General features: G+C 56.6%; 13 protein-coding genes. 3 read left to right on the top strand and 10 right to left on the bottom strand.

All coding sequences use genetic code 11. From position 1 onward, the window contains the following. Positions 1-121: 121 nt before the first annotated feature. On the bottom strand, positions 122-9,985 hold the full coding sequence (locus RBB47_RS09600; protein ID WP_305985559.1) for a cadherin domain-containing protein: 9,864 nt from the start codon (positions 9,983-9,985) through the stop codon (positions 122-124). A 151-nt stretch (positions 9,986-10,136) separates the two neighbouring features. Between RBB47_RS09600 and RBB47_RS09605 the strand changes: the two genes are divergently transcribed. Next, complete coding sequence (locus RBB47_RS09605; protein ID WP_305985560.1) at positions 10,137-11,870, top strand: peptidase domain-containing ABC transporter; 1,734 nt, start codon at positions 10,137-10,139, stop codon at positions 11,868-11,870. After that, positions 11,867-14,083, top strand: a complete 2,217-nt coding sequence (locus RBB47_RS09610) for a peptidase domain-containing ABC transporter (RefSeq protein ID WP_305985561.1) — start codon at positions 11,867-11,869, stop codon at positions 14,081-14,083. The genes RBB47_RS09605 and RBB47_RS09610 overlap by 4 nt, the downstream gene beginning before the upstream one ends. A gap of 49 nt (positions 14,084-14,132) precedes the next feature. Here the strand turns inward: RBB47_RS09610 and RBB47_RS09615 are convergent, their stop codons facing one another. After that, positions 14,133-14,819, bottom strand: coding sequence for a phosphatase PAP2 family protein (locus RBB47_RS09615; protein ID WP_305985562.1), 687 nt, complete (start codon positions 14,817-14,819; stop codon positions 14,133-14,135). Between the two features lie 262 nt (positions 14,820-15,081). Here RBB47_RS09615 and RBB47_RS09620 point away from each other — a divergent pair, with 262 nt between their 5' ends. Beyond that, the gene (locus tag RBB47_RS09620) at positions 15,082-15,708 is read left to right on the top strand and encodes an HAD-IA family hydrolase (RefSeq protein WP_305985563.1); all 627 of its coding nucleotides are present in this window, start codon (positions 15,082-15,084) and stop codon (positions 15,706-15,708) included. Here RBB47_RS09620 and RBB47_RS09625 read toward each other — a convergent pair. From RBB47_RS09625 to RBB47_RS09660, 8 genes are all read right to left on the bottom strand, one after another. Next, complete coding sequence (locus RBB47_RS09625; protein ID WP_305985564.1) at positions 15,705-16,997, bottom strand: BatD family protein; 1,293 nt, start codon at positions 16,995-16,997, stop codon at positions 15,705-15,707. The two genes, RBB47_RS09620 and RBB47_RS09625, sit on opposite strands and share 4 nt — an antisense overlap. Next, positions 16,994-18,526: a VWA domain-containing protein gene (locus RBB47_RS09630; RefSeq protein WP_305985565.1), complete on the bottom strand. Its 1,533-nt coding sequence runs from the start codon at positions 18,524-18,526 to the stop codon at positions 16,994-16,996. Before RBB47_RS09630 ends, RBB47_RS09625 begins: the two co-directional genes overlap by 4 nt. Beyond that, positions 18,523-19,506, bottom strand: coding sequence for a VWA domain-containing protein (locus RBB47_RS09635; protein ID WP_305985566.1), 984 nt, complete (start codon positions 19,504-19,506; stop codon positions 18,523-18,525). Before RBB47_RS09635 ends, RBB47_RS09630 begins: the two co-directional genes overlap by 4 nt. Next, positions 19,499-19,975: a DUF4381 domain-containing protein gene (locus RBB47_RS09640; RefSeq protein WP_305985567.1), complete on the bottom strand. Its 477-nt coding sequence runs from the start codon at positions 19,973-19,975 to the stop codon at positions 19,499-19,501. The genes RBB47_RS09635 and RBB47_RS09640 overlap by 8 nt, the downstream gene beginning before the upstream one ends. Further along, a complete protein-coding gene (locus tag RBB47_RS09645) occupies positions 19,972-20,976 on the bottom strand; it encodes a DUF58 domain-containing protein (protein ID WP_305985568.1) in 1,005 nt (334 codons plus the stop codon). The genes RBB47_RS09640 and RBB47_RS09645 overlap by 4 nt, the downstream gene beginning before the upstream one ends. Positions 20,977-20,986: 10 nt before the next feature. Beyond that, positions 20,987-21,994: a MoxR family ATPase gene (locus RBB47_RS09650; RefSeq protein ID WP_305985569.1), complete on the bottom strand. Its 1,008-nt coding sequence runs from the start codon at positions 21,992-21,994 to the stop codon at positions 20,987-20,989. Between the two features lie 59 nt (positions 21,995-22,053). Continuing rightward, on the bottom strand, positions 22,054-23,031 hold the full coding sequence (locus RBB47_RS09655; RefSeq protein ID WP_305985570.1) for an HAD family phosphatase: 978 nt from the start codon (positions 23,029-23,031) through the stop codon (positions 22,054-22,056). A gap of 115 nt (positions 23,032-23,146) precedes the next feature. Next, positions 23,147-24,751, bottom strand: a complete 1,605-nt coding sequence (locus RBB47_RS09660; RefSeq protein WP_305985571.1) for an arylsulfatase — start codon at positions 24,749-24,751, stop codon at positions 23,147-23,149. Positions 24,752-25,046: the final 295 nt, after the last annotated feature.

The following is a 25,046-nucleotide window of genomic DNA, read 5'->3' on the forward strand; positions in this document are numbered from 1 at the left end:
CCGTCTAAAGCAATTCGGCGTCGATCTTCAGACTGCTCCCAACGGCCTTCAAATCCAATGACCGAAAGGCGCCGGCTTTCCTTAGCTGCGTCTACCGGTTGGTTTTAATCCTTGCTATGGACTACCAGCGGATCTCTTCGATTTGAGCGAAATCCACCTTTGTGCCATCGGTGAAGTCGATCGACCCGACTGCGTCATCTGACAGTTCGAGCCTGCCGTTTTCCGTGTCGGTGTTCTCGATTGACCCGCTCGTGATCGTCACGGTCCAGTCCGTACCGTATTCACCGGCTGACGTGACGCCGGGACCTCCACCAAGATCGATAACATCCGTCCAGCCGCCACCTGTGCCGCCGAAAATGTCATCATTTCCGTCGCCCAGGCCGTGCATGAAAAGGTCTGACCCATCGCCGCCGTAGAGCGTGTCGTCGTCGGCACCGCCAATTATGATGTCATCACCGGATCCACCCGAAATCGTGTCCTGGCCACCTTCGCCGAACAAAAGGTCTCGACCGCTGTTCCCGGTGATCGTATCCGCACCGGCAATGGCACCGCCTTCGACCCGGTCGCTAAATTCCCCGGTCTCGATGGTGTCGTTGCCGCCGATGCCATCGACAGAAAAAGATTGGCCGGAGCCGCTAAAACTCCCGCTCGCCGTTCCACCTGTCATTTCGTAGTCGTAGTTGCCAGTCACTGAAATCGAGAACGTTTCGGAGACTTCGCCACCACCCGAGGAGGTGGCAGTCACGGTTAGATCTATCGAGTTCTCGACCTGGCTATCAAAGAAGGAATGGCTGGCGATCGTGACAACGCCGTCTGAATCGATGCTGAACCGGTCGTCGTCGAGCGTGTAAGTGACGTCACCGCCGCCAGGGTTCATGGCCGAAACGGATATTCCGACTTCCGTGCCAACGTCCGCAACTTCATGAATAGTATTTCTCGATGTATTTGCATCGGAGAGCATCAGGTCTGTGCTCATGGTCAGGTCACCAGATGCGACATCGCCGTCTGCAAAACTGTAGTTTTCGACGTTGGAGACCGTTTTCGTCCCATCGGGTGATCCCGTTCTGGTGTCGATTACGGTGTAGCTGCCATCGCCATTGTCGTAGAAATTATAGTCGCTTTGCGCCCCGGACAGAACCATCGTGTCGGAACCGGCGCCACCATCTATGGTGTCGTTGCCGCCAAAGCCGTAGATGACATCTTCGTTTGCTGTGCCGTTGATGGTGTCACTGCCACTTGTCCCCAGTTCGATACCTACCGTTTCTTCGTAGGTCTGGTTGTCCGAATCCGTTACCTGAACGGTCACGGTGTCGCTCAGTGCCGTGCTGGCGTCATGCTCGGCGGCGAGAGAAATGTCACCGGTGTTGGTATCAATCTGGAATGCTCCGTCACCATCATCAGTGAAGGAAAAGTTGAACGTGTCGCCCGCGTCCGAATCAACAACTGTCGCAATGCCTGCGACAACGGAATCTGCGGCAAGGGTCGATTCGCTCACACCGTCAGAAACGATGACCGCATTGTTGCCCGGATCACCCCAGTTGCCGCCGCTCACGGGGTTCTGGGTCATGCCCGTCACGGAGGTCTCGCCAGTGATCGTGATCTGGTAGGGGCCTGAGGTTGATCCGGTTGCCGGGTAATCTCCGGACGTCTCCAGGGACTCGCTGTCGCTCAGCCGCCAGCTGCCGATGACAATCATATAGTCGCCGGCTTCAAGTCCACTCTCGCTGATATAGGAATCATAGGAACTCGTGCTGCTGTCGCTGCCCCGCGCGCCATCGTCATTGCTCGACACGAGCGTAAAACTGCCGCCACCATTGTCCTTGTAAAGATAAATCTGGCTGTCCAGGCTGCCGGAGTTGAAGCCATTAGCCAAAACATCGATCGTCAGGTCACCGCCTTCGTGACTGATTGACCAGTGATCTACCGAACGGGTTCCGGACCCACCGTCTACGATTTCACCCGTAACAACAGCATTCCCGCCTCCCGTCTCCGTCAGGGAGAGGTTTTCGTTGGCTGAGAAGCTCAGATCCGTCGGTGCATCATTGAGTAGATCCGCGGCGGCAACGGTACCATCCGCAAATGTGAAGTTCTCGACATTTGTGACTGTATCCGTCCCATCCGGCGATCCTGCGCGGTTATCGACGATGGTGTATGTGCCGCTGTCTTCGGTGATGGTGTAGTCGGACAGATTTCCTGAATATGTCGCTGTGTCGGTCCCTTCGCCGCCGTCGATCGTATCGTCGCCGCCACTGCCTGCCAGCGTATCACTGCCTGCGCCGCCGACGATATTGTCGTCGCCTGCAGAACCGGTGATGGAGTCGTCGCCATCTCGGCCCTCGATCTTGTCAACACCGTTCAACGTGACACCGGTGAAATCCCAATCAAGGTCGACGTCGCTTCGTTGAGCCCGCAGCGTTTCACCGCTCACCGCGCTGCCGTCGATTTCTTCGATGCCTTGTGTCGCGGCATTAAAGGTATTTTCCAGCTCGAACTCCGTTCCGGTGTCGGCTGAAAGAACAAGCCTGTCCGTTCCAGATGTGCCCGTATCTGAAATGGTGTCGGCTCGGCCATCCCCACGCAGAAGATAGGTGTCGCTGCCTTCTCCGCCCATCATTGTGTCGTTGTCGGTCCCGGCGCCGCCGTCGAGCGTATCGTCGCCCGTGCTGCCCATCAGCGTGTCGGTGCCGTCGCCGCCGTCAAGATCGCCGCCATCCGTATGAGCTGTGATGGCGTCGTTGCCGGAACCTCCGGTAATGGTGGTTTCCGCCACCCCCGTATCGGTCATCGTCACGCCGGTGTCGGCAAGTTCCAGATCTTCAACCACGTCAGCGACGCTGATGGTGAACGTTTCCTGCGACGTGGAGCCGTCCGTTGATGTCGCGGTCACGGTCAGGGAGACAGTCGGTTCCGTCTCATAGTCAAACGCAGCACCAGCCGCGACCGTTACGGTACCGTCCGCTTCAACATCGAACCGGTCGTCATCTACGGAGTAAGTCACAGTATCAGTTGCGTCACCATCAGACGCGGACGCTGTGATCCCGACGGCAGTACCGGCGGCAGCGTTCTCGGCGATTGAGTTCGCAGCCGCATCCGTGTCGGTAACAGCAGACGTGTCTTCCTCATCGACGTCGGAGACGCTGATGGTGAATGTTTCCTCGGAAGTTGATCCATCCCTGGATTCAGCCGTCACCGTCACATCGACCGTGCCTTCGGTCTCGGCGTCGAAAGTCGCACCTGTTGCGACGGTCACTGTGCCGTCGGCAGCGACCTCAAACCGATTGTCGTCGATGGAGTAGGTCACGGTGTCGCTGACATCGCCGTCCGTCGCCGAAGCCGTTATGCCTGTTGCCGCTCCGGCAGTGGCGTTTTCGGCGATTGTGTTAGCAGCGGTATCAGAGTCCGTGACGGCAGAAACATCTTCCTCATCGGCGTCTGAGACGTTGATCGTGAAGGTTTCCTGGGAAGTCGATCCGTCCGTGGATTCAGCTGTGACGGTCACGTCGATGGAACCTTCGGTTTCAGCGTCGAAAGCCGCGCCTGTTGCGACGGTCACTGTGCCATCGTCAGCAACGTCAAACCGGTCGTCGTCTACTGAATACGAGACAGAATCGGAAACGTCATCGTCGCTGGCGACGATAGTCACGCCGACTTCGGTCCCTTCCGCCGCATTTTCGGCAATTGTGTTCGCGTTCAGGTTCGTGTCCGAGACATCTGAAATGATGAATTCGTTGACGTCGGAAACGGTAATCGTGAAGGTTTCCTGGGACGTGGAACCATCGGTCGACGAGACCGTCACTGTGACATCGATTGAGCCTTCAGTCTCGGCGTCGAAGACTGCGTCGCTTGCGACGGTCACTGTGCCATCGGCAGCGACCTCGAAGCGGTCGTCGTCGACAGAGTAGGTGACCGTGTCAGTGACATCGCCATCGGAAGCGGAGGCCGTAATGCCGGTGGCAGCTCCTGCAGTGGCGTTCTCTGCAATCGTGTTGTCGGCTGCGTCCGTATCGGTGACAGCAGACACGTCTTCCTCATCGACATCCGAGACGCTGATTGTGAAGGTCTCTTCGGAGGTTGACCCATCCGTGGATTCAGCGGTGACAGTGACATCAACCGTACCTTCAGTCTCAGCGTCGAACGCGGCACCGTCCGCGACGGTCACCGTCCCATCGGCGGCGACTTCAAAGCGGTCGTCGTCCACGGAATAGGTGACCGTGTCGGTGACGTCGCCGTCGGCAGCGGAGGCGGTAATGCCTGTTGCGGCACCGGCTGTGGCATTCTCTGCGATCGTGTTGGCAGCGCCGTCCGCATCGGTAACGGCCGAAACGTCCTCTTCGTCAACGTCCGATACGCTGATTGTGAAGGTCTCTTCGGACGTCGACCCGTCCGTTGATTCAGCTGTCACGGTGACATCAACCGTGACCTCGGTCTCGGCATCGAAGACTGCGCCGCTTGCGACGGTTACTGTGCCATCCGCGGCGACTTCAAATCGGTCGTCGTCTACGGAATAGGTGACCGTGTCAGTGACATCGCCGTCGGTGGCCGAGGCGATGATTCCAGTGGCAGCTCCTGCAGTGGCGTTCTCTGCGATGGTGTTGTGTGCTGCGTCCTTATCGCTGACAGCAGACACGTCTTCCTCATCAACGTCCGAGACGCTGATTGTGAAGGTCTCTTCGGAAGTCGATCCATCCGTTGATTCAGCCGTGACAGTGACATCGACCGTGCCTTCCGTCTCAGCGTCGAAGACGGCATCGCTTGCGACGGTCACCGTGCCATCGGCGGCGACTTCAAATCGGTCGTCGTCGACAGAGTAAGTGACCGTGTCAGTGACATCGCCATCGGAAGCGGAGGCCGTAATGCCGGTGGCGGCTCCTGCAGTGGCGTTTTCGGCGATTTTGTTAGCGGCGCCGTCCGTATCCGAAACGGCCGAAACGTCCTCTTCGTCAACGTCCGAGACGCTGATTGTGAAGGTCTCTTCGGACGTCGAACCATCCGTTGATTCAGCCGTGACAGTGACATCAACCGTACCCTCGGTCTCGGCGTCGAAGACTGCACCGCTTGCGACGGTTACTGTGCCATCGGCCGCAACTTCAAAGCGGTCGTCGTCGACAGAGTAGGTGACCGTGTCAGTGACATCGCCATCGGAAGCGGAGGCCGTAATGCCTGTAGCGGCACCGGCTGTGGCATTCTCGGCAATTGTATTGTCGGTGGCATCCGCGTCGGTGACAACCGAAACGTCCTCCTCATCGACATCCGAGACGTTGATTGTGAAGGTCTCTTCGGAAGTCGATCCATCCGTTGATTCAGCCGTGACTGTGACATCAACCGTGCCCTCGGTCTCGGCGTCGAACGCGGCACCGTCCGCGACGGACACCGTGCCATCGGCCGCAACTTCAAAGCGGTCGTCGTCTACGGAATAGGTGACCGTGTCAGTGACATCGCCATCGGATGCAGCCGCATTGATGCCGGTGGCAGCTCCAGCGGTTACGTTTTCGGCGATTGTGTTAGCAGCGCCGTCCGTATCGCTGACAGCAGAGACGTCTTCTTCATCCACGTCCGAGACGCTGATCGTAAAGGTCTCTTCGGAAGTTGATCCATCCGTTGATTCAGCCGTGACTGTGACATCAACCGTGCCTTCTGTCTCGGCGTCGAACGCGGCACCGTCCGCGACGGTCACCCTCCCATCGGCGGCAACTTCGAACCGGTCGTCGTCTACGGTGTAAGTAACAGTGTCAGTGACATCGCCATCGGAAGCGGAGGCCGTAATGCCTGTGGCGGCACCGGCTGCGGCATTCTCTGCGATGGTGTTGTCGGCTGTGTCTGTATCGGTGACAGCAGACACGTCTTCCTCATCAACGTCCGAGACGCTGATTGTGAAGGTCTCTTCGGAAGTTGATCCATCCGTGGACTCTGCTGTCACAGTGACATCAATTGTGCCCTCGGTCTCAGCGTCGAAGACTGCGCCTGCTGCGACGGTTACTGTGCCGTCGTCCGCGATTTCAAAGCGGTCGTCGTCGACTGAATAGGTGACCGTGTCACTAACATTTACATCTTCAGCGTGAGCTGTAATGCCGACGGTCGTACCGGCACTGGCATTCTCGGCAATTGTATTTGACGCACTATCCGTGTCGGTCAAATTGTTTATGTCTTGCACGACAAGATCGCCGGCGAGGGTATCGCCATCCAGGAACCGGAAGTTTTCGACGTTTCGGACCGTGTCGGTACCGTCGGGCGAACCTGGTCGTGTATCCGTGACGGTGAAGCTACCGTCCGGGTTTTCAACCACATCATAGTCGTCGCGATTGCCGCTGAAGGAGGCCGTATCGTTGCCGGAGCCGCCGTCCAGCTCGTCGTCGCCCGCTCCGCTCACGAGCGTGTCGTTGCCTTCGCCGCCGTCGATTTCACCGCCATCTTCATGCGCTACGATCGTATCGTCACCGGATCCGCCCGTAATAGAGGTTTCCGATACACCTGTATCGGTGAACACCACGCCGCCGCCGTCGAGCTGCAAGTTCTCGGCAATGTCATCAAAGGTGACGGTGAATGTTTCGCTTATCGAGCGGCCGCCACTGTCGGTGGCTGTCACGATGACATCGACAGACGGTTCGGTTTCAAAGTCGATGCTTTCGCCCGCCTTTAGGCGCAACATGCCGTTTACAATCTGAAAACGGTCATCCGAGACGAAATAACTATGCGTGTCGCCGGCATCTGGGTCGGTGATCGAAAGGGCGCCGACAATTGCACCAGCTGAGTTTTCGCTAAGCACAACGCTTTGGTAGTTTGCGAGTGTTGCGTCGGCATAGACTGACAATCCCTCGCCATGAATCGTTCCGAGGAAATCGCCGCCCGTTCTGCCCTGGCTGCTGCCGCCGCCAATGGTGCCCACGCCAATGTGGTTGCCGCCGTCCCAATCGCTGTCCGTCCAACCGATCTGCTGCGCAACCAGACTGTTGGAGTCATTCATTTCATCAAGCGCAAGCACGCCCGACATCAACAGCGAGATGGTGTCGGTATCCTTGTTCAATTCCAGCGCGATGTTGTACTCGGTATCCGCCAGGATGTCGGCGCTCAGCTCAAGGTCGTTGCCATTGCCTGCATAGACATTGATGCGGCCATCCTCGATGACCACGTTGAGACCGCGTCCACCGCCACCGGTTTCAAACAGTGTCTGGGCAGTGGTGACATCGGACGCCGTGGTGAACGACATTGTAAAAACGTTGCTATCGGTCTCAAGCCCCATGTCAGAGATACTGGCGGCGCTGGTGTAACCGTCGGCGGCGACAAAATCGGCACGGTTGTCGATATTCAACGTGAGCGCGGTCGGTGCTTCGTTCACATCCTTGACCGCGATTGTGACGGCTTCTGAGTAGGTGAGGCCGTCTGCGTCCTTCACCTGGATCGTGACGACATGCTCGTCAGCATTTTCGTGATCGAGTGCGGCGCCGTCTTTCACACGGATTTCATTGCCGAAAATCTCAAAGTAGCCGGATGGATCATCGGTGATTTCGTATGTGTGGCTGTCACCATCGTCCTCATCCGTCGTGGACAGCGTAGCAACCACCGTGCCTGCAGCACTGTTTTCGTCGACAGCGGGCTGGAGATAGTCGTCGAGCGCTGCGTCTGCATAAACAGACAGGCCGTCGCCATTGATGGTTCCAAGGAAGTCCCCACCAGTGTTCCCCTGGCTGCTTCGACCGCCTATGGTGCCGACACCGATGTGATTGCCGCCGTCCCAGTCGCTGTCTGTCCAGCCGGTTTGCTGGTCAGCTAAGCTGTTGGAAACATTCATTTCGTGAAGTGGCAACTCGTCCGACATCAAAAGCGTAAGCGTGTCGGTATCCTTGTTGAGTTCAAGCGCGAAATTGTAGTCGGTCTCTGGCGAAATCTCGGCGCTGAGTTCAAGGTCGTTCCCGTTGCCGGCATATATGTTCAGGCGGCCATCCTCGATGACCACGTTCAGTCCATAGACGTTGCCGCCGGTTTCAAACAGCGTTTGCGGCGTGGTGACATCCGATGCTGTCGTGAAAGACATGGAGAACACGTTGCTATTGCTCTCCAGACCCATGTCCGAAATGCTGGTCCTGGAAACATAGTCTTGAGCAGCGGTGAAATCGGCCGCGTGTTCAGGATCCAAAATGAGCGCCGCTGGAGCCTCGTTCACGTCATTGACCGTGAGCGTGACAGCTTCGGAGTAGGTCAGACCAGCAGCGTCTTGAACTTCGATCGTGACGATATGCTCGCCAGCTGTTTCGTGATCGAGATCGGCGCCGTGCTTGACCCGGATTTCGTTGCCGACAATTTCGAAAAAGCCGGACGGGTCTTCCGTGATTTCATAGGTATGAGTGTCGTCTGCATCCTTGTCTGTCGTGGACAGGGTTGCGACAACCGTTCCCGCGGCACTGTTCTCGTCAACGGCGCCGCCGGCAACACCAATATCGGTCGGAGCCTCGTCAATCACGTTGGTTACGTCGATTGAAAATTTTTCTGAAGAATTGGATCCGTCAGACGAAAGGGCCGTCACCGTAAGGTCGATCGAACTTTCGGTCTCCGCATCGAAAACTGCACCATCTGCAATCGTTACGGTTCCGTCGCCGGAAACGACAAAACGGTCGTCGCTGACGGAGTAGATGACGGCATCTGAGATATCGGAATCTTCAGCAAAGGCGGTGATCCCGACTTCGTCGCCGGCACCCGCGTTCTCGGCGACGGCATTCTCAGCTGTGTCGATGTCGGAAACGTCGGAAACCGAGTGCTCGTTGATGTCTGAAACGCTCAGGTTGAACATCTGGGAAGACGTTGAACCATCGCTGGAAATTGCCGTAACGGTGAAGGAGACGTCACCTTCCGTGTCGGCGTCGAATGTGGCGCCTTCCGCGACGGTGACGACACCGTCGTTGTCGATTTCGAAACGCGGGTCGTCCACCTGGTAACTGACTGTGGCAGTTACATCCGGATCCGTTGCTTGCGCAGTTATGCCGACTGTTGTGCCTTGCGTAGCATTTTCGGCAATCACGTCTTCGGTGGCGTCAATGTCGGTAACCGGCGAAACGTCGCCTTCATCGACATCGTTGACGGATATCGTGAATGTTTCCGTACGGGTCTCGCCATCAGAAGCCGTGGCGAGAACCACAATATTGTGCGTTCCGGCCGTTTCTGCGTCCAGTTCTCCTGCGACGGAGACGATGCCGGTGACAGGGTCGATCGAGAACAATCCATCCGCATCGTTCAAAAGGCTGTAGGTTACGCTCGCTCCATCAGCAACGCCGGCATTTGCCGTGATGCCGGTCGCGTCGCCAACCTCTGCGTCTTCATTGACGGCATTTTCATCAACGTCTGTGTCGGAAATGGCCGTGAGCCCAGAACCAACGGTATCTGTTTCTACTTCACTTGTCTGCGAGGCGGCCGATTGACTGGACGGTGCCGGGGTGTCGGCTTGCGTTCCGTTTGTCTCAGGTTGCGGATTTGTCGCTTCGGTTTGGACCGGTCGGGGGTCGATCTCTGACCGTTGGCTTCCGGTGCCGCTATTTGAGGGACTGGGGCCGGCATTGTTTTCACGCTCATGAAGGTCCGGCGCAAGCGCGGCCCCGGACAGGCTCGCCGCTGTCTGTGCGAAACCGTCGGCAGATCCGCTGTTTGCTTGAGAATCGACACTCAGATCGACCGGAATGTCTTTGGCGAGATCGAAAGCCTGCGGTGCTTGACCGCTTTCTTCAGCGATATTGGCGTCGCCTTCGTGACTTCCAAGGTGCAAGTTGGAGTTGACCTGCTCACTGGACAAGCCCTTGTCCTGGGTCAGGTGGTAGTCATGGGCTTTGTCGAGATGCTGATCGCGCGTGTCGAGCAACCCGGAATGGAGATAGTTTTCCGAATTGATTGTGGTTCCACTGTCCGTGTCGCCGTCCGCCTTACGGGGCGTCGTCTGCTGATCCCGATTTTCGGTGTCGTTTGCCATCCGGTTGAAAGCCCGCACAATTTCCGATGATGCCACTCAACGACGTCGTCCTTAATAAAGCTGTAAAATGCGCGCTGAAATGCGGGGCTGCATTTGAATAAATTTCTGAAAACACAGCGTAAGGTAAACTGTTTTTAAACCGGAGCACCACACTTTGGTTAAGCGTGGACACGACTCTGGTTAACTTATGCTGAAATCGGTATTTTCCTCCTTCTTTCTGCCGCGTTTGAAGGTGAAGCACTCACCTAGCGGCAAGTGGATTTCCTCGCCACGGTTGCCGCGTGACGTCGTTGTCGCTTCTGTCTTCGCAAATGTCCTCGGATTGGCGATGCCGCTCGCTATCCTGCAGGTCTATGACCGGGTCCTTCCCAATTCGTCCACCGACACGTTGCTGGTTCTCATGCTGGGAGTGGTTTGCGTGCTGCTCGCAGACGGCCTCATCAAAATTGCCCGCGCCGCTGTTGTCGGCAAACTGGGAGCCAGTTTCAATCACCAGGCGCACAAGGAATTATTCCGGCGTGTCCTGGATGCCAAGCCAGAGTGTTTTGCCAGCACGCCGGTCTCCGTTCAGGTTCATCAGCTTCGCTCGTTACAGTCGATTTCAGATCACTACGGTGATCAGGGCCGATTGCTTGCCATCGATCTTCCAGCCGGTGGAATTTATCTCGCCGTGCTGATTTTCATTGCCGGACCGCTCGCACTCGTGCCGGTCTGCCTGCTTGGTCTTTTCATGTTGTTTGCCCTTAACCGCAACAAGGTGCTGCAAAAAGTCGTCGCCGACCGGGCAACCCAGGACGACCGCAAGTCCGATTTCATTCTTGAGGTGCTGTCCGGCGCAAAGACGGTCAAATCCCTGGCAATGGAGGCTCTGATCATTCGGCGCTTTGAGCGCCTGCAGCGGGACACGGCTAAACTGAGTTCAAGATATATGCGCCTGGCGGGTCAGGCACGGGACGCCTCGGCGCTCTTTGCCACGATGACAACCGTGTTTGTTGTTCTGTTCGGTGCCGTCATGGTGATCAACAACGGATTCAGCATCGGTGGCGTCGCGGCAAGCACATTGCTGTCGGGTCAGTTCGTTCAACCGTTTTTGCGGGCGATCAATCAGCTCACGGACATGCAGCGTCTGAAGCACGATTATAGCCAGGTGCAAACACTGTTCGACCTTCCAGAAGTGGAACAAAGTGAAACGCTCGCGGCCGAAACGGACGGATCGATCCGACTGGTCAACGTCTCGATGAATAGGGGCAGCAGCAAGCGGCAGGTGTTTTCGAACCTGAACCTTGCAATTGCATCTGGAGAATTTGTCGGCTTTCGCGGTTCGGATGGCAGCGGCAAGACGACACTGATGAAGTTTTTCTCCGGAGAACTGTCTCCGGAGGAAGGTCAGGTGCTTATTGGAAACTATGACTTTGCGGGCCCTTACAAGCATGCGCTCCGAAAGTCGATTGCTTATATCGACAGCAACTCTGCCGTCTTCAACGGTTCGATCCTGGACAATATTACGATGTTCGGCGCCGTATCGGATATTGCCCACGCACGCATGGCCGCAAAACTGATCGGGCTGGAAAAAGAAGTGAACCTGCTGCCAAGGGGCTACGACACGCAACTGGGTGCGGATCTTGGAGGCAAGATACCGGCGTCGACGATGCAGCGTATTTGTATCGCCAGGGCATTGGCCGGCGAGCCCAAGATTCTTATCCTGGACGAAGCAAACGCGCAGCTGGACCGGCAAGCTGAAAAAGGCCTTGTGGAAGCTTTAAGACGCCTCAAGGGACATCTTACGGTTCTCATCATTAGCCATCGCCCCTCAATGCTCGCCGTCGCCGACCGGCAATTCCAGTTACAAGATGGTCAGCTTCACGAGTTGACCGAAAATGAGCGGACGCCTCAACCGAATTCTGTGGGGCTAACGGCATGACTCGGGCGCTTTTCGACCTTGAAGAGCTGAACGCCGGAACAAACCCGGTGCATCAGCAGTGGAGCGAGTTGTCCGAGGAACTGGCAACAACCACCGTTGGCGATACCGCCTTCAGTAAGCTGGGAGAGGGGACGACCCCTGCCGAAAAGTGCCTGGTGCCGTTGCTGCGCGAGATGCACTGGCAGGGCAATGACCGGTTGCTCTTCGAGGCACTTCCGCATTTCGACCGGATTGACAGTATTCAGGATCTTCGTACGGTCCTGACACGGATCAACGTCGTTACGACGCGATACCGGGGGAGTACGGCGGAACTGGCGGGTTCACAGCTTCCCTGTTTGCGTGTTGCCGGCGGCGACATCCAGGTCATCGCCACCAGGACCGACAACGGCGACTTTCGCGCGTATTCTGGACAGTCCGGAGAGGCTGTCGTGTTGTCGGCAAAAGATGTTTCCAAGTCAGAGGTGTACCTGGTCGCGGAGCAAACCGAGGAACAGAGCCAGGTCAGAAAAAACAGAAGCTGGTCTTCGACGGCTTCGAAACAGTTTCGCGCCAGCATCGTATCCATTCTGGCAATCGGGTTTGTCCTCAATCTCATCGCACTTGGCCCGCCATTGTTCATCATGGCCATCTACGACAAGGCGATGGGCGCAAAGTCCCTCGACGTACTGCTCACCATGGCGGTCGGGATTGGCATCATCCTCTTGAGCGAATTCGCGCTCCGCAAGACCAAGAATGCCCTCCAATCCTATCTTGGTGGGCGCATCGACGCGATTGTCGGAAACAAGACGTTCGAGCGGATCCTCCATCTGCCATACGCAATGCTCGCTGAAGCGCCGATCGGAACGCAGGTGATGCGATTGCGGTACTTCGACAGTGTGCGTGACATTTTTCAAAGTTCGCTCTTCAGTGCGATGGTCGACATTCCTTTCACCCTGATTTTCATAGTCGCGATTTTCCTGATTGGCGGACCTGTCGCGTTTCCGCCGCTCGCACTGCTTGTGATCTATGCGCTGACAGCAGTCTATGTGCTGCCGAAGGTGCAGCGGGAAGTCGCCGCCGTCGGAGAGCAGAAGTCCAAACTGAACAGCTTCATGATCGAGACGTTCCGCAATCAGCGCGCGCTCAGGAATCTCTCTGCCGAGGAAGCCTGGCTTGAACGTTTCTCGAGCTTGTCAGCGGGCTTCAACAAGCTGAACGTGCACGCCCGTAACCTGACGCACACGCTCCAGATCGCTTCGCAAACCCTCATGACGATTTGCGGAGTGTTCGTGTTGGGCATTGGCGCATTGCAGGTCATGAACGCGGATATGAGCCTCGGCGCGCTGATTGCAACGATGGCGCTGTCGTGGCGCGTGCTCAACCCGATGAACCAAGCATTCCTGAGTATCACGCAATTGGCGCAGAGCAAAACCGTTCTTGAGCAAATCAACAACCTGATGAAAGTACCGCTGGAGCGGGAACCAGGCCATCTGCCGAAAATAACCAGGGACATCGAAGGAGATCTGAAGATCTCCTCGCTGGTGCTCAGATACCCTGGGGCGACCGAAGCGTCGCTGAAAGGGGTGGAACTGACGGTCAACCAGGGCGAAATGATCGCGATTACCGGGCCAAGCGGCTCGGGCAAGTCGACCCTCTTCCAGGCCATTACGGGCCTCTTTCAGCCGCAGGTCGGATCCATCCTTTTCGACGGGCTTGACGTGCGGCAGCTCGACACCGCGGAATGGCGGTCAAAGATCGGCTATGCCCCGGTAGAGCTGGATTTCTTCTATGGCACGGTCAAACAGAATCTTTTGCTCGCAGAGCCTGGAGCAAGCGACAGGAGATTGCGCGACATAACCGGCCGGCTTGGGCTGCTGCAATACCTTGAAGAGAGTTTCGAGGGTCTCGAAACCCGTCTCAACGGCGAAATCCTGAAGCAGATCCCGGATAACATGAAACAACGGATCGTGCTTTCCAGGGCACTTGTAAAGGACGTTCCGCTCTATCTGTTCGACAACCCCGGGACACATCTGGATTTTGACGGCGACCGCAGGTTTATGGAGATGATCCAGGCTCTGCACGGCAAATCGACGATCATGATCAACACGCAGCGACCGAGCCATATGAAAATGGCCGATCGCGTCGTTGTCTTCAATTCAGGCCAGATTGCGATGATGGGACCACCCAACCAGATCGTTCCTGTCCTAATGGGGCACTCTGCAAAGGCTGGCTGAACAGCGGGCCCAGAAGGCTAAACCGGGTAGCTCACATCCAACCTCACAATCAGGACGAACCGGTTGCGCGGATCCCGTCAATACTGTTCTGGAATGCGTCACCGGCTATGATCGCGTCGGCATAGGCATTCCCGAGTTTTTGTCCTTCAGACACGTCCATCGGGTAATGGACGCCGGCAATCACGCGTCCGTGGCCGATTCTGGTGGCGAGATCGAGCAGCTCGTCCGACTTTTCCGGAAAGACTTCTGCAAGCAGTCTTGCATAGACAACAGCCCGAATGGCGTGTCCGCTCGGATAGGACGCAACCGGTCGAGCGTCTCCCAACGGGTCAACAACAGAGTTTATTTCGAATGGACGGGGATAATCATAAACGGCTTTTACGGCGTCGTAGTCCGTTCTGACCTCATCGATCGCAGTGTCGATAATGGTTTTAAGGGCAGGGCCATCCACCTCGAAAATGGCATTGCCGATAACAAGTGCAAATCTTTCAAGGTTCAGCGTTGTTTCCACGAATTTCGCCTGTTCCGGCGTTCGCGTTTCCTGCACCCACAGGACAGTAGACAGTTCCTCGTGGAATTTAGGTGTGCCGAGGGCAGGAGGCTCAATGATGAGATTATGCGCATCGACGCTTGCAGGCGGCAGCAATGGCGCGGCCGTTTCAAGCGCTTGTGCCTGGGACGCTGTTACGGCGAAAACAATTGCCAGCGCTGGAAGGGTTCCAGTGAATTTATTCATTCTTTTGTACCTCCGCACGAATTTCGGGAACGTTTGTGCTTTTGCTTCCTTGACCCAAAGATGTGCGAATTTGGCGCAAATACAAATTAAGTTGCGGTAATGTTAAGTGTTTGTAATACCGAGATTACTCTAAAGTATAACGATTATTGTTAGACGTGTTTTTTAATCGCTCCAATAGCACTGATGTGTGATCTCTTTCGTGCGTTGACGGATCTTGAGGAGATCATTTGCGGCTTTGTCGGAAAGAAGGGTAGATCAAAGAATGTTGCAGTTAGCGAGAGCGTATTCGGCTGTTTTGTTCGATATGGACGGCACGCTTTTAGACTCTCGCGCGGTCGTAGAGCGGGTCCTGTCAGAGTGGGCTCTTGCCAACAGGATCGACCCGGTTTCCATGCTTGCCGTATCGCATGGACGAAGGACAATTGACGTGGTTCGGGAATTTGCGAGTGCTGATGTGAACTGTGAAGCAGAGGCGGCCAAGATAGAGGCGGCCGAAACCGCGGATGTCCGGGGTATTGTGGCAATCCCGGGGGCTGCTGATCTCATAGGCAAATTGCCGCCGCACAAGTGGGCCATCGTAACGTCCGCCGGCCGCGATCTCGCCCTTCGCCGGATAAGCGCAGCCGGTCTTCCGCTTCCCGAGGTGCTGGTAACAGCAGAAGATATCGAGCGCGGAAAACCCGATCCGTCGGGCTATTTGTTGGCTGCAGAAAGGCTCGGCACGAATGCCGGAGACTGTTTAGTCTTTGAAGATGCGTCCGCAGGCATTCAAGCAGGTCTAAATGCAGGTAGCGACGTGGTTGCGATCGGGTATGCCAGCGCGGACGGATCCAAGGCTGACTGTCCTTTGATTCCAGACTTCCGCTCGATTGATTTCCGGCTGACTTAAATCGGATTCAGGTCGCCAAGATCTTGAGTTTTTCGGGCTTTGCGTATTTTCAGGGCAATCTTTCGGATCGTACGTGCCTCGGTGAGCAAGCTTGACCAACGCTTCTGAAGATCGTCTTGCGTATAAGTTCGTTCGCCGTCAAATGAAAGCGCGCTGCACAGATACAAAGCTTTCTCGTAGTTGTTCCATTCAGCGCCCGTCATCAAGTTTCCTGCAGCGCGTTTCCAGGACGTCGAAAGGTGCATCACGGATTGAATGTCCTTCCGTTTGATTGAAGAGACCAGCCTGCGAAACAGGTAGGGCTCAGACGCCAGGTAATTGTTTCTTGCGCGGTTGGCCGCGCCCAAAACCCTTGGCGAGAACCGCCGCCAGATGAAAAAGAGGCAAAGCGACAAGACCCCGAGAAATGCGATCAGACCAATGAGGCTGCGCCACTCGGTTGTGGCTGGGGCGTCAACAGGTGCACTTGCCGCTCCCGAGACCGCTATCGGGATTGCTGGTGCGGTCACCGTTTCAATCTTTCCACTGTCCAGATTGTACCAGGAAAGGCTGATTTCGGGGATTGTGTAGTTGCCGGCAGTTTCAGCGACGAGAGCAGTTTCCGTCGTTCTGCTTCCGGACAGAATGCCCCGGTCTTCCTTTTCCTGAAGCACCGGTTCCTTCGGATAGCTTGCAAGGCCCACGATCGTGTTCTCCTCCTGAACGGGTGGGACGAACATTGGCGAAACGCCTGACACGGTTACCACAGTGGTGATTGTCAGGGCGTCGCCTTCGCGCATTTGGTCCGGGGTCCCGTCGACAGACCGTTCCAGGGTTACAGAATTCGCGCCCAGAAAAGGATCGAGTGTTTCTGCCCCGGGTGGAACTTGTCCGATGATTTCAAAGCCTCCAGACGCCGCCACGACCGAGACCGGTTCGCGCGTTTCGGGATCGGCATAGGTGACTTTGATGGTTCCGGCAGGGATCTGAAACGTCCCAGCCGCCATTGGATAAAATCTGTAGGTCCTCGATACGCCGGACCATGTTTCGCCGTTTACTGTCTCGCTTGTCGGCCCCGAGGCTCTCGACGGCAGCCGCACCATGACATTCGGAGCTTCAAAACTCGGGAACTCAGGCGGTGCGGGCAGCCACGTCGGTACAAGGATACTGACGCGATAGATGACCGGTTGCCCTGGAATGGCGCTATTCTTTTCCAGGGATGTCCTTATTTCGGGCGCGACGGCGTCTTGCCCCCACGCCGACAGGCTCAAAACGGGGAACACGCAAAGAAACACCAGAAATCGCTTCATCGTGCCCCCTGTGCGTTTTCGAGCGCAAATCGGCTTTTCAGAAAGTCGCCGGTACGTGTGTCGACGGTACGCATCCATTGTTCTGCGGTTTCCGGCATGGTTTCGCCGCTCTGCTGTTGGCTTTCGGCACCACGACCGGCCTCGTTGTCGTAAACGATGTCATCGGCGCCGATGCCGCTTTCCTCCCCGGTATCGGATTGCTCACGGGTTCTTTCGATGTAATCGAGAATGTATTGGGAGAGCTCCAGATTTGATTGAGCAGCCGTGTTCATCGGATCCCTGTCGACGGCCTTTTGAAAAGCGGCAATTGCCTCGCGATAAGAACGGGACTTGATCAGGGACATGCCTTCACCCATCGCGTCATTGGAGCTTTCCAGCCAGGCATAGAGTTCCGCCGCTTCTTCATATTTGCCGAGCTTGTAAAGCGAGAAGGCCTTCCACTGCGGATCCTGGAAAAGCTCTGAAGCTCTTTGATAGTCTTTCGCTTCAAAGGCGAGACGGCCTTGCTGGTCAGGCGTCAAAAACCAGTCACGCCAGCCATCAGCCCGGGCTTCGACCGGTGGCTGCAGCAGAACCGATAAGAGCAGAATGGCTGTCCAGCGCATTGTCCAACCACGCCTGAACCAGAACAGCAGAACGATTGCCGCAGGCCATGCAAACAGGGCGCCTCGGTCACGCCACTTTGACTGCTCGTCTTGCGACAAGGCTGCCTGGTAGGCGGCATCGATGTTCTTGAGGACCAAGTCAACGTCACGCTTGTCAATTGAAACCGTAACGACTGGGCCGACGTCAGTGTTCTTTAGCTGCTCGATATCGTTCGCATCGCGGCTGAATATCCAGAAGTGAAGGCTAATCCCTCCTGCTGCGTTTTGGTCGGCGAAAAGCGTCTGATCGGCATCTGAAAGAGTGTCGAGAAGAAAGAGAATAGACCCTGGCTCCTCCTGTCCCTCAAGCAAAGACAGCGCAAGCTCGAGCGCTTCACTTGCGGAACTGCCTTCCTTGGGCATGACGCCGGGGTCCAGTCCTTCCAGAAACGGCTTGATGACTTCCGGGTCTTCGGTCAGCGGAACGACCTGATGCGCGGAACCCGAATAGGCGATCAAGGCCGTTTTGGCACCGCTCCGCTCTGCCAAGAGATCCAGCGTCTTCTGCTTGGCTCGTTCCAGCCGGTTGGGTGGCACATCCGGCTGCATCATCGTGTCCGTGACCTTGAGCGCGACGACGAGAGGAGCGGTGTCCGAGACAAGCGGGTTTGCGACGCGCGACCAGGACGGACCGGACGTTGCCAGCGCCAACAGGGCCAGAACGATTGCGACTGTGTCTATTGGGCGCAAATGGTTCCGGTGCTCCTGACCAACCGTCAGTGCAGCAGCAAGATGTGGTGCAATCACGCTCGGCAGTTCGGTCTTGCGGGACGCTTTCCTGCGAACGTGCCACCAGAGAAGTGCAATCAGTGGAAGCGTAAGCAGCCACCAAGGGCGCAGAAAGTGGAATGCCTGGAGGTTTTGAATGAATAAGTCGAGTGTCATGCGGACCTCCGGCGAAGGGAGGCCAATTGCATCGTCAGAAGGGCAAACAAACCGATAAGCAATGCACCTGCGAAAAAATAGTGCCCAAGGGGATCCCGCGGTCGATAGCTCGCAGTTTCAACTTCCCTGGGAGCAAGCGCATCGATGCGCGTGTAGATTTCGACCAGCGCATCTTCGTCATTTGCAAAGTAATAGCGTCCGCCGCCGGCCTCGGCGATCTCTATGAGGCTTTGTTCGTCCAGACGTTGTTCGCCAGACCCTTCCGGATCGCCAACTCCAATAGTGATGATCTCGATCCCGTCGTTGGCAGCAATGCGAGCCGCATTGGTTGACGCCATTCGGCTTCCGGTGTCTGAACCGTCGCTCAAAAGGATCAGGAGCCTTTGGTCGATCTGACTGGCTTGAAAGGTTTTGATGGCAAGACCGATGGCGTCCCCGATGACGGTATGCGGTCCGGCCATGCCGACCTCGGTTTGGTCGAGCAGGGCCTTTACGGACGAAAGGTCTTCGGTAAACGGAGCCTGAACATACGCTTTTGATCCGAAGATAATCAAAGCAACCCTGTCGCCGTCGCGCGCGGATATGAAGTCACCGACGACACGTTTGACCGCGTCTAATCTCTGGGCTCTTTCGCCATCGGCAGACGGGAAATCGATCTGATCCATCGATCCGGAAATATCGATCGCGAGCATCACGCCGCGCGCCGCTTTCTCCTGAACGATTGGGTCTCCAACATGTGTTGGCTGCGCCAGCGCACATACCAGCAGGCACCAGGTAGCGGTGGCTGAGACAATTTGAAGGAGCGAGCGGCTGACCACCACCGAGCCGGCGGTCGGATCCTTGCCGGCGGCTGACGCGATTTTCCGGAAGAAGGGAAACCTGACAGATGAGACGCGCTCCTTGTGCTCCGGAACCAAAAAATAGACGAGCAGCGGAAGCGGAAGCATCAAGAAGGCAAACGGCTGGGCGAATTCAAGCATTCAGGTTTTCCCTCCGATGCGTCTTGATCCACTCTCTAATGAGCGTGCTAGCCTGGTTCCCAGCGAGTTCCTTGCCGTAAGCAGCAACTTCCAACGCTTTTCCGGGGCCATTGGAAAACCCATCCCCACCATAGGCCTTGTCGAGAAAGGCCAGCCATTCGCGGCCGAATAGAGAGGCGACCCTGGCTCTGGGGTAGGCAGCCAGGGCGGTCCGCCGGACAAGTCGCGCCATGGCGGGTGCATCACCTTTGCAAAGCTCAAGTTCCTTCAAGGCTTCCCGGCGATAGGCGTTTCGCCGCCAAATGCGCCAGATCTGCCAGATCAATAGGGAGACAAGCAGGAGTAAAAGCAGGCCAAGCCAAAGCCAGCCTGCCGTCTGCGGTACCATGGATACGGGAGGTGGTTCCGGCACCGGTTCAAGCAAGGCGATGAAGTCTGGCAGATTGAGGCCTTCCCACTCTTCCTTCATTGGCCTCGGCCTTTCTTTTCCGGACGCAGTCCGGTCAGGCGCCGAAGCTGGCTGGCCGTGTCGTCACCTGCGCTCAGCGGCAGAACCGGCACGCCGTATTTCTGCTGCCACTTGAGGATTTCAGCTATTCGGCCGGACGCGAAGTCTGACAATCTCCTGAAGGTGTCGGTCGTGCCGGTATCCAGCTCGACCTGCAGTTCTCCATCTGAAACGACGAGTTTCATGTTCTTCGGAACATCATTCGAGACTGGATCGGTCACGGGACACAAAACCACGTCATTGTGCCTTGAGAGGGCACCGATAAGTGTTCCGGTCCGTTGATCGAGACCGTCAAAATCGCTGATGACAACGACAAGGTGGTTCCGGCGGGCAATGCGGGCCACTGAGGTGAGTGGCTGGTTCAAAAGCATGGGTTGATCCACGCTTTGCGCGTCTGCCCGAAGCATCCGGTTTGCACGTTCAAGCGCGACCAGAAACCTGTTGAGCGCAGCCCGGCTCCGCTTCGGGCGAAACTCGGACACATGGTCGTCACCGAACACGACACCGCCGACACGATCAGACTGATCAAGAACTCTGAAGGCAATTACGGCCGCCGCTTCGGCAGCCGTTACGGATTTCATATTCCGCCTGGTCCCGAAAAACATGGACATGCGTTGATCGACAACCAGAAGAGCCGGGCGGTCTCTTTCCTCGCTGTAGATCCTCACATGTGCCGACCCTGTCCGGGCGGTGACTTTCCAGTCGATCGTTCGCGGATCATCGCCCGGCAGGTAGCCACGCAGCTCCTCGAAATTGAGCCCGCGTCCTCTCAGTCTGGATGCATGCCGGCCATTGAGTACGCTTGAAACAGGTTGGCTCGGGAGAAGTCTGAGTTTTCGTGCCTTTCCCTCGAGCGATCGCAGGTGTGCCAGGTCGACTCTGATCCGCGTGTCGACAGGAGCAGACGCGTCCGGGGCGCGTGCTGTGAGACCGGCTCTGGCCCGTGCGGTCATGTCACGCATCTTCGCCTCCTCAAGTCAGTGCGACCTGGGTAATGATCTCATCGACCACCTTGTCCGGAGAAACCCCGTCGCCATCTGCTTCGAAGCTCAGCGTCAGCCTGTGCCGCAAGACATCATGCGCAATCGCCCTGATATCCAGCGGATCGACATAGTCGCGCCCGCCGAGCCAGGCATGGGTTCTGCTGCACTTGTCCAGTGCGAGCGACGCGCGCGGGCTCGCGCCGATATCGATCCATCCGGCAAGGTCAGCGGTGTATTTTTCCGGCGTTCTTGTGGCCTGAACCAGATCCGCCATGTAACGGGCACTCGCGTCGGAAACATGGATGGCGGCGATCTCGGTTCGCGCCGCGAAGACTGCCTCCTGCGGGATCGGAGTGGGTGCGACTTCTGCCTTGGCCGCGGACGCGTCCTCATTCCCTTGAGATGCTATCGCGGCGGTTTCCTCGGCGCGCACCAGCTCGATGATCTTGATCTCATCTTCGGTCGGAGGATAGGTGATCAGCACGTGCATCAGGAACCTGTCCATTTGCGCTTCGGGAAGCGGGTAGGTCCCTTCCTGTTCCACCGGGTTTTGTGTTGCCATCACCATGAACAGCGGTTCCATCTTGTGCGTTTTGCCGCTGACCGTGACCTGACGCTCCTCCATCGCTTCCAGAAGTGCGGCCTGGACCTTGGCCGGAGCCCGGTTGATTTCGTCCGCCAGAACGATGTTGGCGAAGATGGGGCCCGCTTCAAAACGAAACGTGCCGCCGCCGGCGGACTGATGATACACTTCCGTACCGGTCACGTCGGACGGCAACAGATCCGGCGTGAACTGAATACGGCTGAATTCGGCCTGCATGTTTTTCGCCAAAGCCTTGATTGCGCGTGTCTTCGCAAGACCCGGCAGGCCTTCGACCAAAAGATTACCGTTTGCCAGAAGGCCGATGATCAGCCGGTCGATAACGTCCTCCTGGCCGATAATCGCACCTTGCATGCGTTGTTTGAGCTGCTGGATCTGTTGAAGAGCGTCTGACATTTTACGGGCTCCGGTCACGGTCATGACAGGTCAAGTATCTGGATTTAAGCGGCTTTTGCTCAGTCGCTCACGCCGGACCAGACACGCTTCCAGTCTTCCGCCATATCAACGATCAGCCAATCGCGGGTGTCGGCCTCGTCAAGACCCCTGACCAGCTTGCCAACGTGACTGTCCCGATCGTAGGCCCATTCACGCTCTCCATCCGTGTGGTGCACAATCAGGCCAAGGCGCGGTCCGTCGCCGGCAGTCGCCCATTCCAGCATTTCAAAGTCACCATCGGAATTACCGCCGACAAAGATAGGACGTTTTCCAATCTTGCTGTCAATTCCGACTGGTTTTCCGGCCCTGTCGTCGACAAAGGCGATACCAGGGTCTTTCAAAATGGTGGGGACGCCGTCAACCACCTCGTAGCGCGTCTTGCCCGCGCTGCCGATGACGTTTTCCGGCGGAACTCCATAGGCGTCTTCAACGAAGGCTCGCATGAAATGAATGCCGCCACCGGAAACGAGATAGGTCTCAAAACCCTGATCCCGCAGATAACGAAGCAGCTCCAGCATTGGCTGGTACGTCATCTCGGTATAGGCAAGTTCACTGGTCGGATGTTTGGCAGTCTTGAGCCAGTCCGCGACATCGGCCTGAAACTCAGGCACGGACAGGCCGGAGTGGGAAACCATGACGATCTCAAGGAGACCTTCCTCACCAGACTTTGCAACGGCTTCCATGTCGCCGGAAGCTGCGGCCTTCAACACGTCACTGGTCAGGATTGAAGGATCGTCCTTGGCTTTTTCCGCCAAGCGATCTAGGGCGTAGAGAAGTTGAAAATAAACGGGTTTTTCAGACCAAAGCGTTCCGTCATTGTCAAAGACGGCAACTCGGTCCGCCGGCGTGACGTAGTTCGCAGAGGCGGGATCGGAAACGTCCTCGACAAATTCAAGGATTCGAGACTTGGCGTCGCCTTCATGCCAGGAGGGAAGGGGGTCGGCTGCCACAGATCCGACGGAGACTGCAATAGCCGCAACAAACAAAGGAAGTCTCATTTATTCCTCCAAGGCCTGAAATCCAGTCAGTGCCCGATCCACAATGGGACCGGGCACTTGAAACGGGGATTGGCGGCGGGCTAAAGCCCGCCACCTGTCTGCTTGCGTTGGAGTTCTACTGCGCGCCGTGGGGCGTGCTGAGTTTTTCCATGACCTGGTCGAGCGAGAAGCTCGCAGCCTTCTGGCGTGGTGGGAATTCCTGGAAGGTCGACAGGAATTGCCCGACATATTGTTGCGCCGGGACCAACAGATATGCCCGGTCGATCAACCAGTCGTAGTAGGTGTTCGAGGTCTGGTAGGATCGCTCATAAGGATCGCGCCGCAAGTTGAAGATAAGCGGCACGCGCAGAGCGGTAAAGGGTTCGATCCAGGCCCGGAACGTCTTGTATTCCTTCTGCTCCATGAAGATCATCTTCCAGTCGTTATAGCGGAGCGCCGTCAGGTCACCATCGTCTGAGAAATAGAAGATCTCCCGGCGCGGGCCTTCCTCGGTATCGCCCAACAGAACGGGAAGGAAATTGTAACCGTCCAGGTGCACCTTGTATTCGCGGCCAATAGCCTGCACGCCACCCTGGATCAGCTGTTCCTTGATGTCGGGCACACCGGCAGCCGCCAGATAGGTCGGCAGCCAGTCCATATGGTGCATGATTTCGTTGGAAACACTGCCGGCTTCAATCTTGCCGGGCCAGCGAACCATGGACGGCACGCGCCAGCCACCTTCCCAGTTGGTGTTCTTTTCGCCGAAGAACGGCGTCGCAGCGGCATCCGGCCAGGTGTTGTAGTGCGGGCCGTTATCTGTCGAATAGTGAACGATGGTGTTGTCGGCAATGCCGAGTTCATCCAGAACATCAAGAAGCTGACCAACATGCAAATCATGTTCGATCATGCCAGCGGTGTATTCGTCGACATGCTTGCCGGCGATCTGATCCGCCTGGTCCCGCATTTCTGGCTTCACATGTGTGCGGAAGTGCATCCTGGTCCCGTTCCACCAGACATAAAACGGTTGGCCTTGTTCGTGCGCTCGCTTGATGAAGTCGATCGCGGCCGCGACGGTTTCCTCATCAACGGTTTCCATGCGCTTTCTGGAGAGCGGGCCAGTGTCTTCGATGGAGCCATCCGCAGATGACTTTATGACGCCGCGCGGACCGTATGTTTCGCGGAATGTCCGCCCGTCCGCCATGACCGCGTTACCGGGATAGTCTTCGTTTTCCGGTTCTTCCTCGGCGTTGAGGTGGTAGAGATTTCCGAAGAATTCGTCAAAGCCGTGGTTCGTCGGAAGGTGTTCGTCCTTGTCGCCAAGGTGGTTCTTGCCGAACTGCCCGGTCACATACCCCTGTGCCTTCAAAAGACCGGCAATCGTCGGGTCTTCTTCCTGCATGCCGAGATCGGCACCCGGCAGGCCGACTTTGGAAAGGCCGGTGCGGAACACGCTTTGTCCCATAATGTAGGACGAACGTCCGGCCGTGCAGGACTGTTCACCATAGTAATCGGTGAACATCATGCCTTCCTTGGCGACCCTGTCGATGTTGGGCGTTTCATATCCCATCAGGCCGAATGTGTAGGCGGAAATATTCGATTGCCCCACATCGTCACCCCAAATGACGAGAATGTTCGGCTTGTCTTCCGATTGCGCTAGAGCCGGCGCGTATTCGGCCAAAGCAAATGCCCCGGCCGCGCAAACTGCCAGTTTTGCGGCCAGCAAATTAAACCTGAATTTCATGACTCATTCCTTCCCAGATGCAATGGTTACGTTTCAAAAAAGTTAAACGCTCCAATGCCTTGGTTGTCGGCTTCAACATGAGAGGACGAAACTACCGTTGCGTCAATATTGAAGCTCAGATTTAATTATTGCCAGTTGAAGAAATCCGTCGCGCGAAGTCGATTTGTGTCTTCGCAAGGCGGCAGATGTCGCGCAAGAAACCCTCTTGGAAAGAGTAACAGTGACTATTTTTGCGAGGGTCGCGCAAACTCCGGAATGAGACGCTCGGGAAAAGCGATGCAAAGGAACTTGAACA

The organism is Roseibium sp. MMSF_3544 (assembly GCF_030732845.1).
Lineage (GTDB): Bacteria > Pseudomonadota > Alphaproteobacteria > Rhizobiales > Stappiaceae > Roseibium.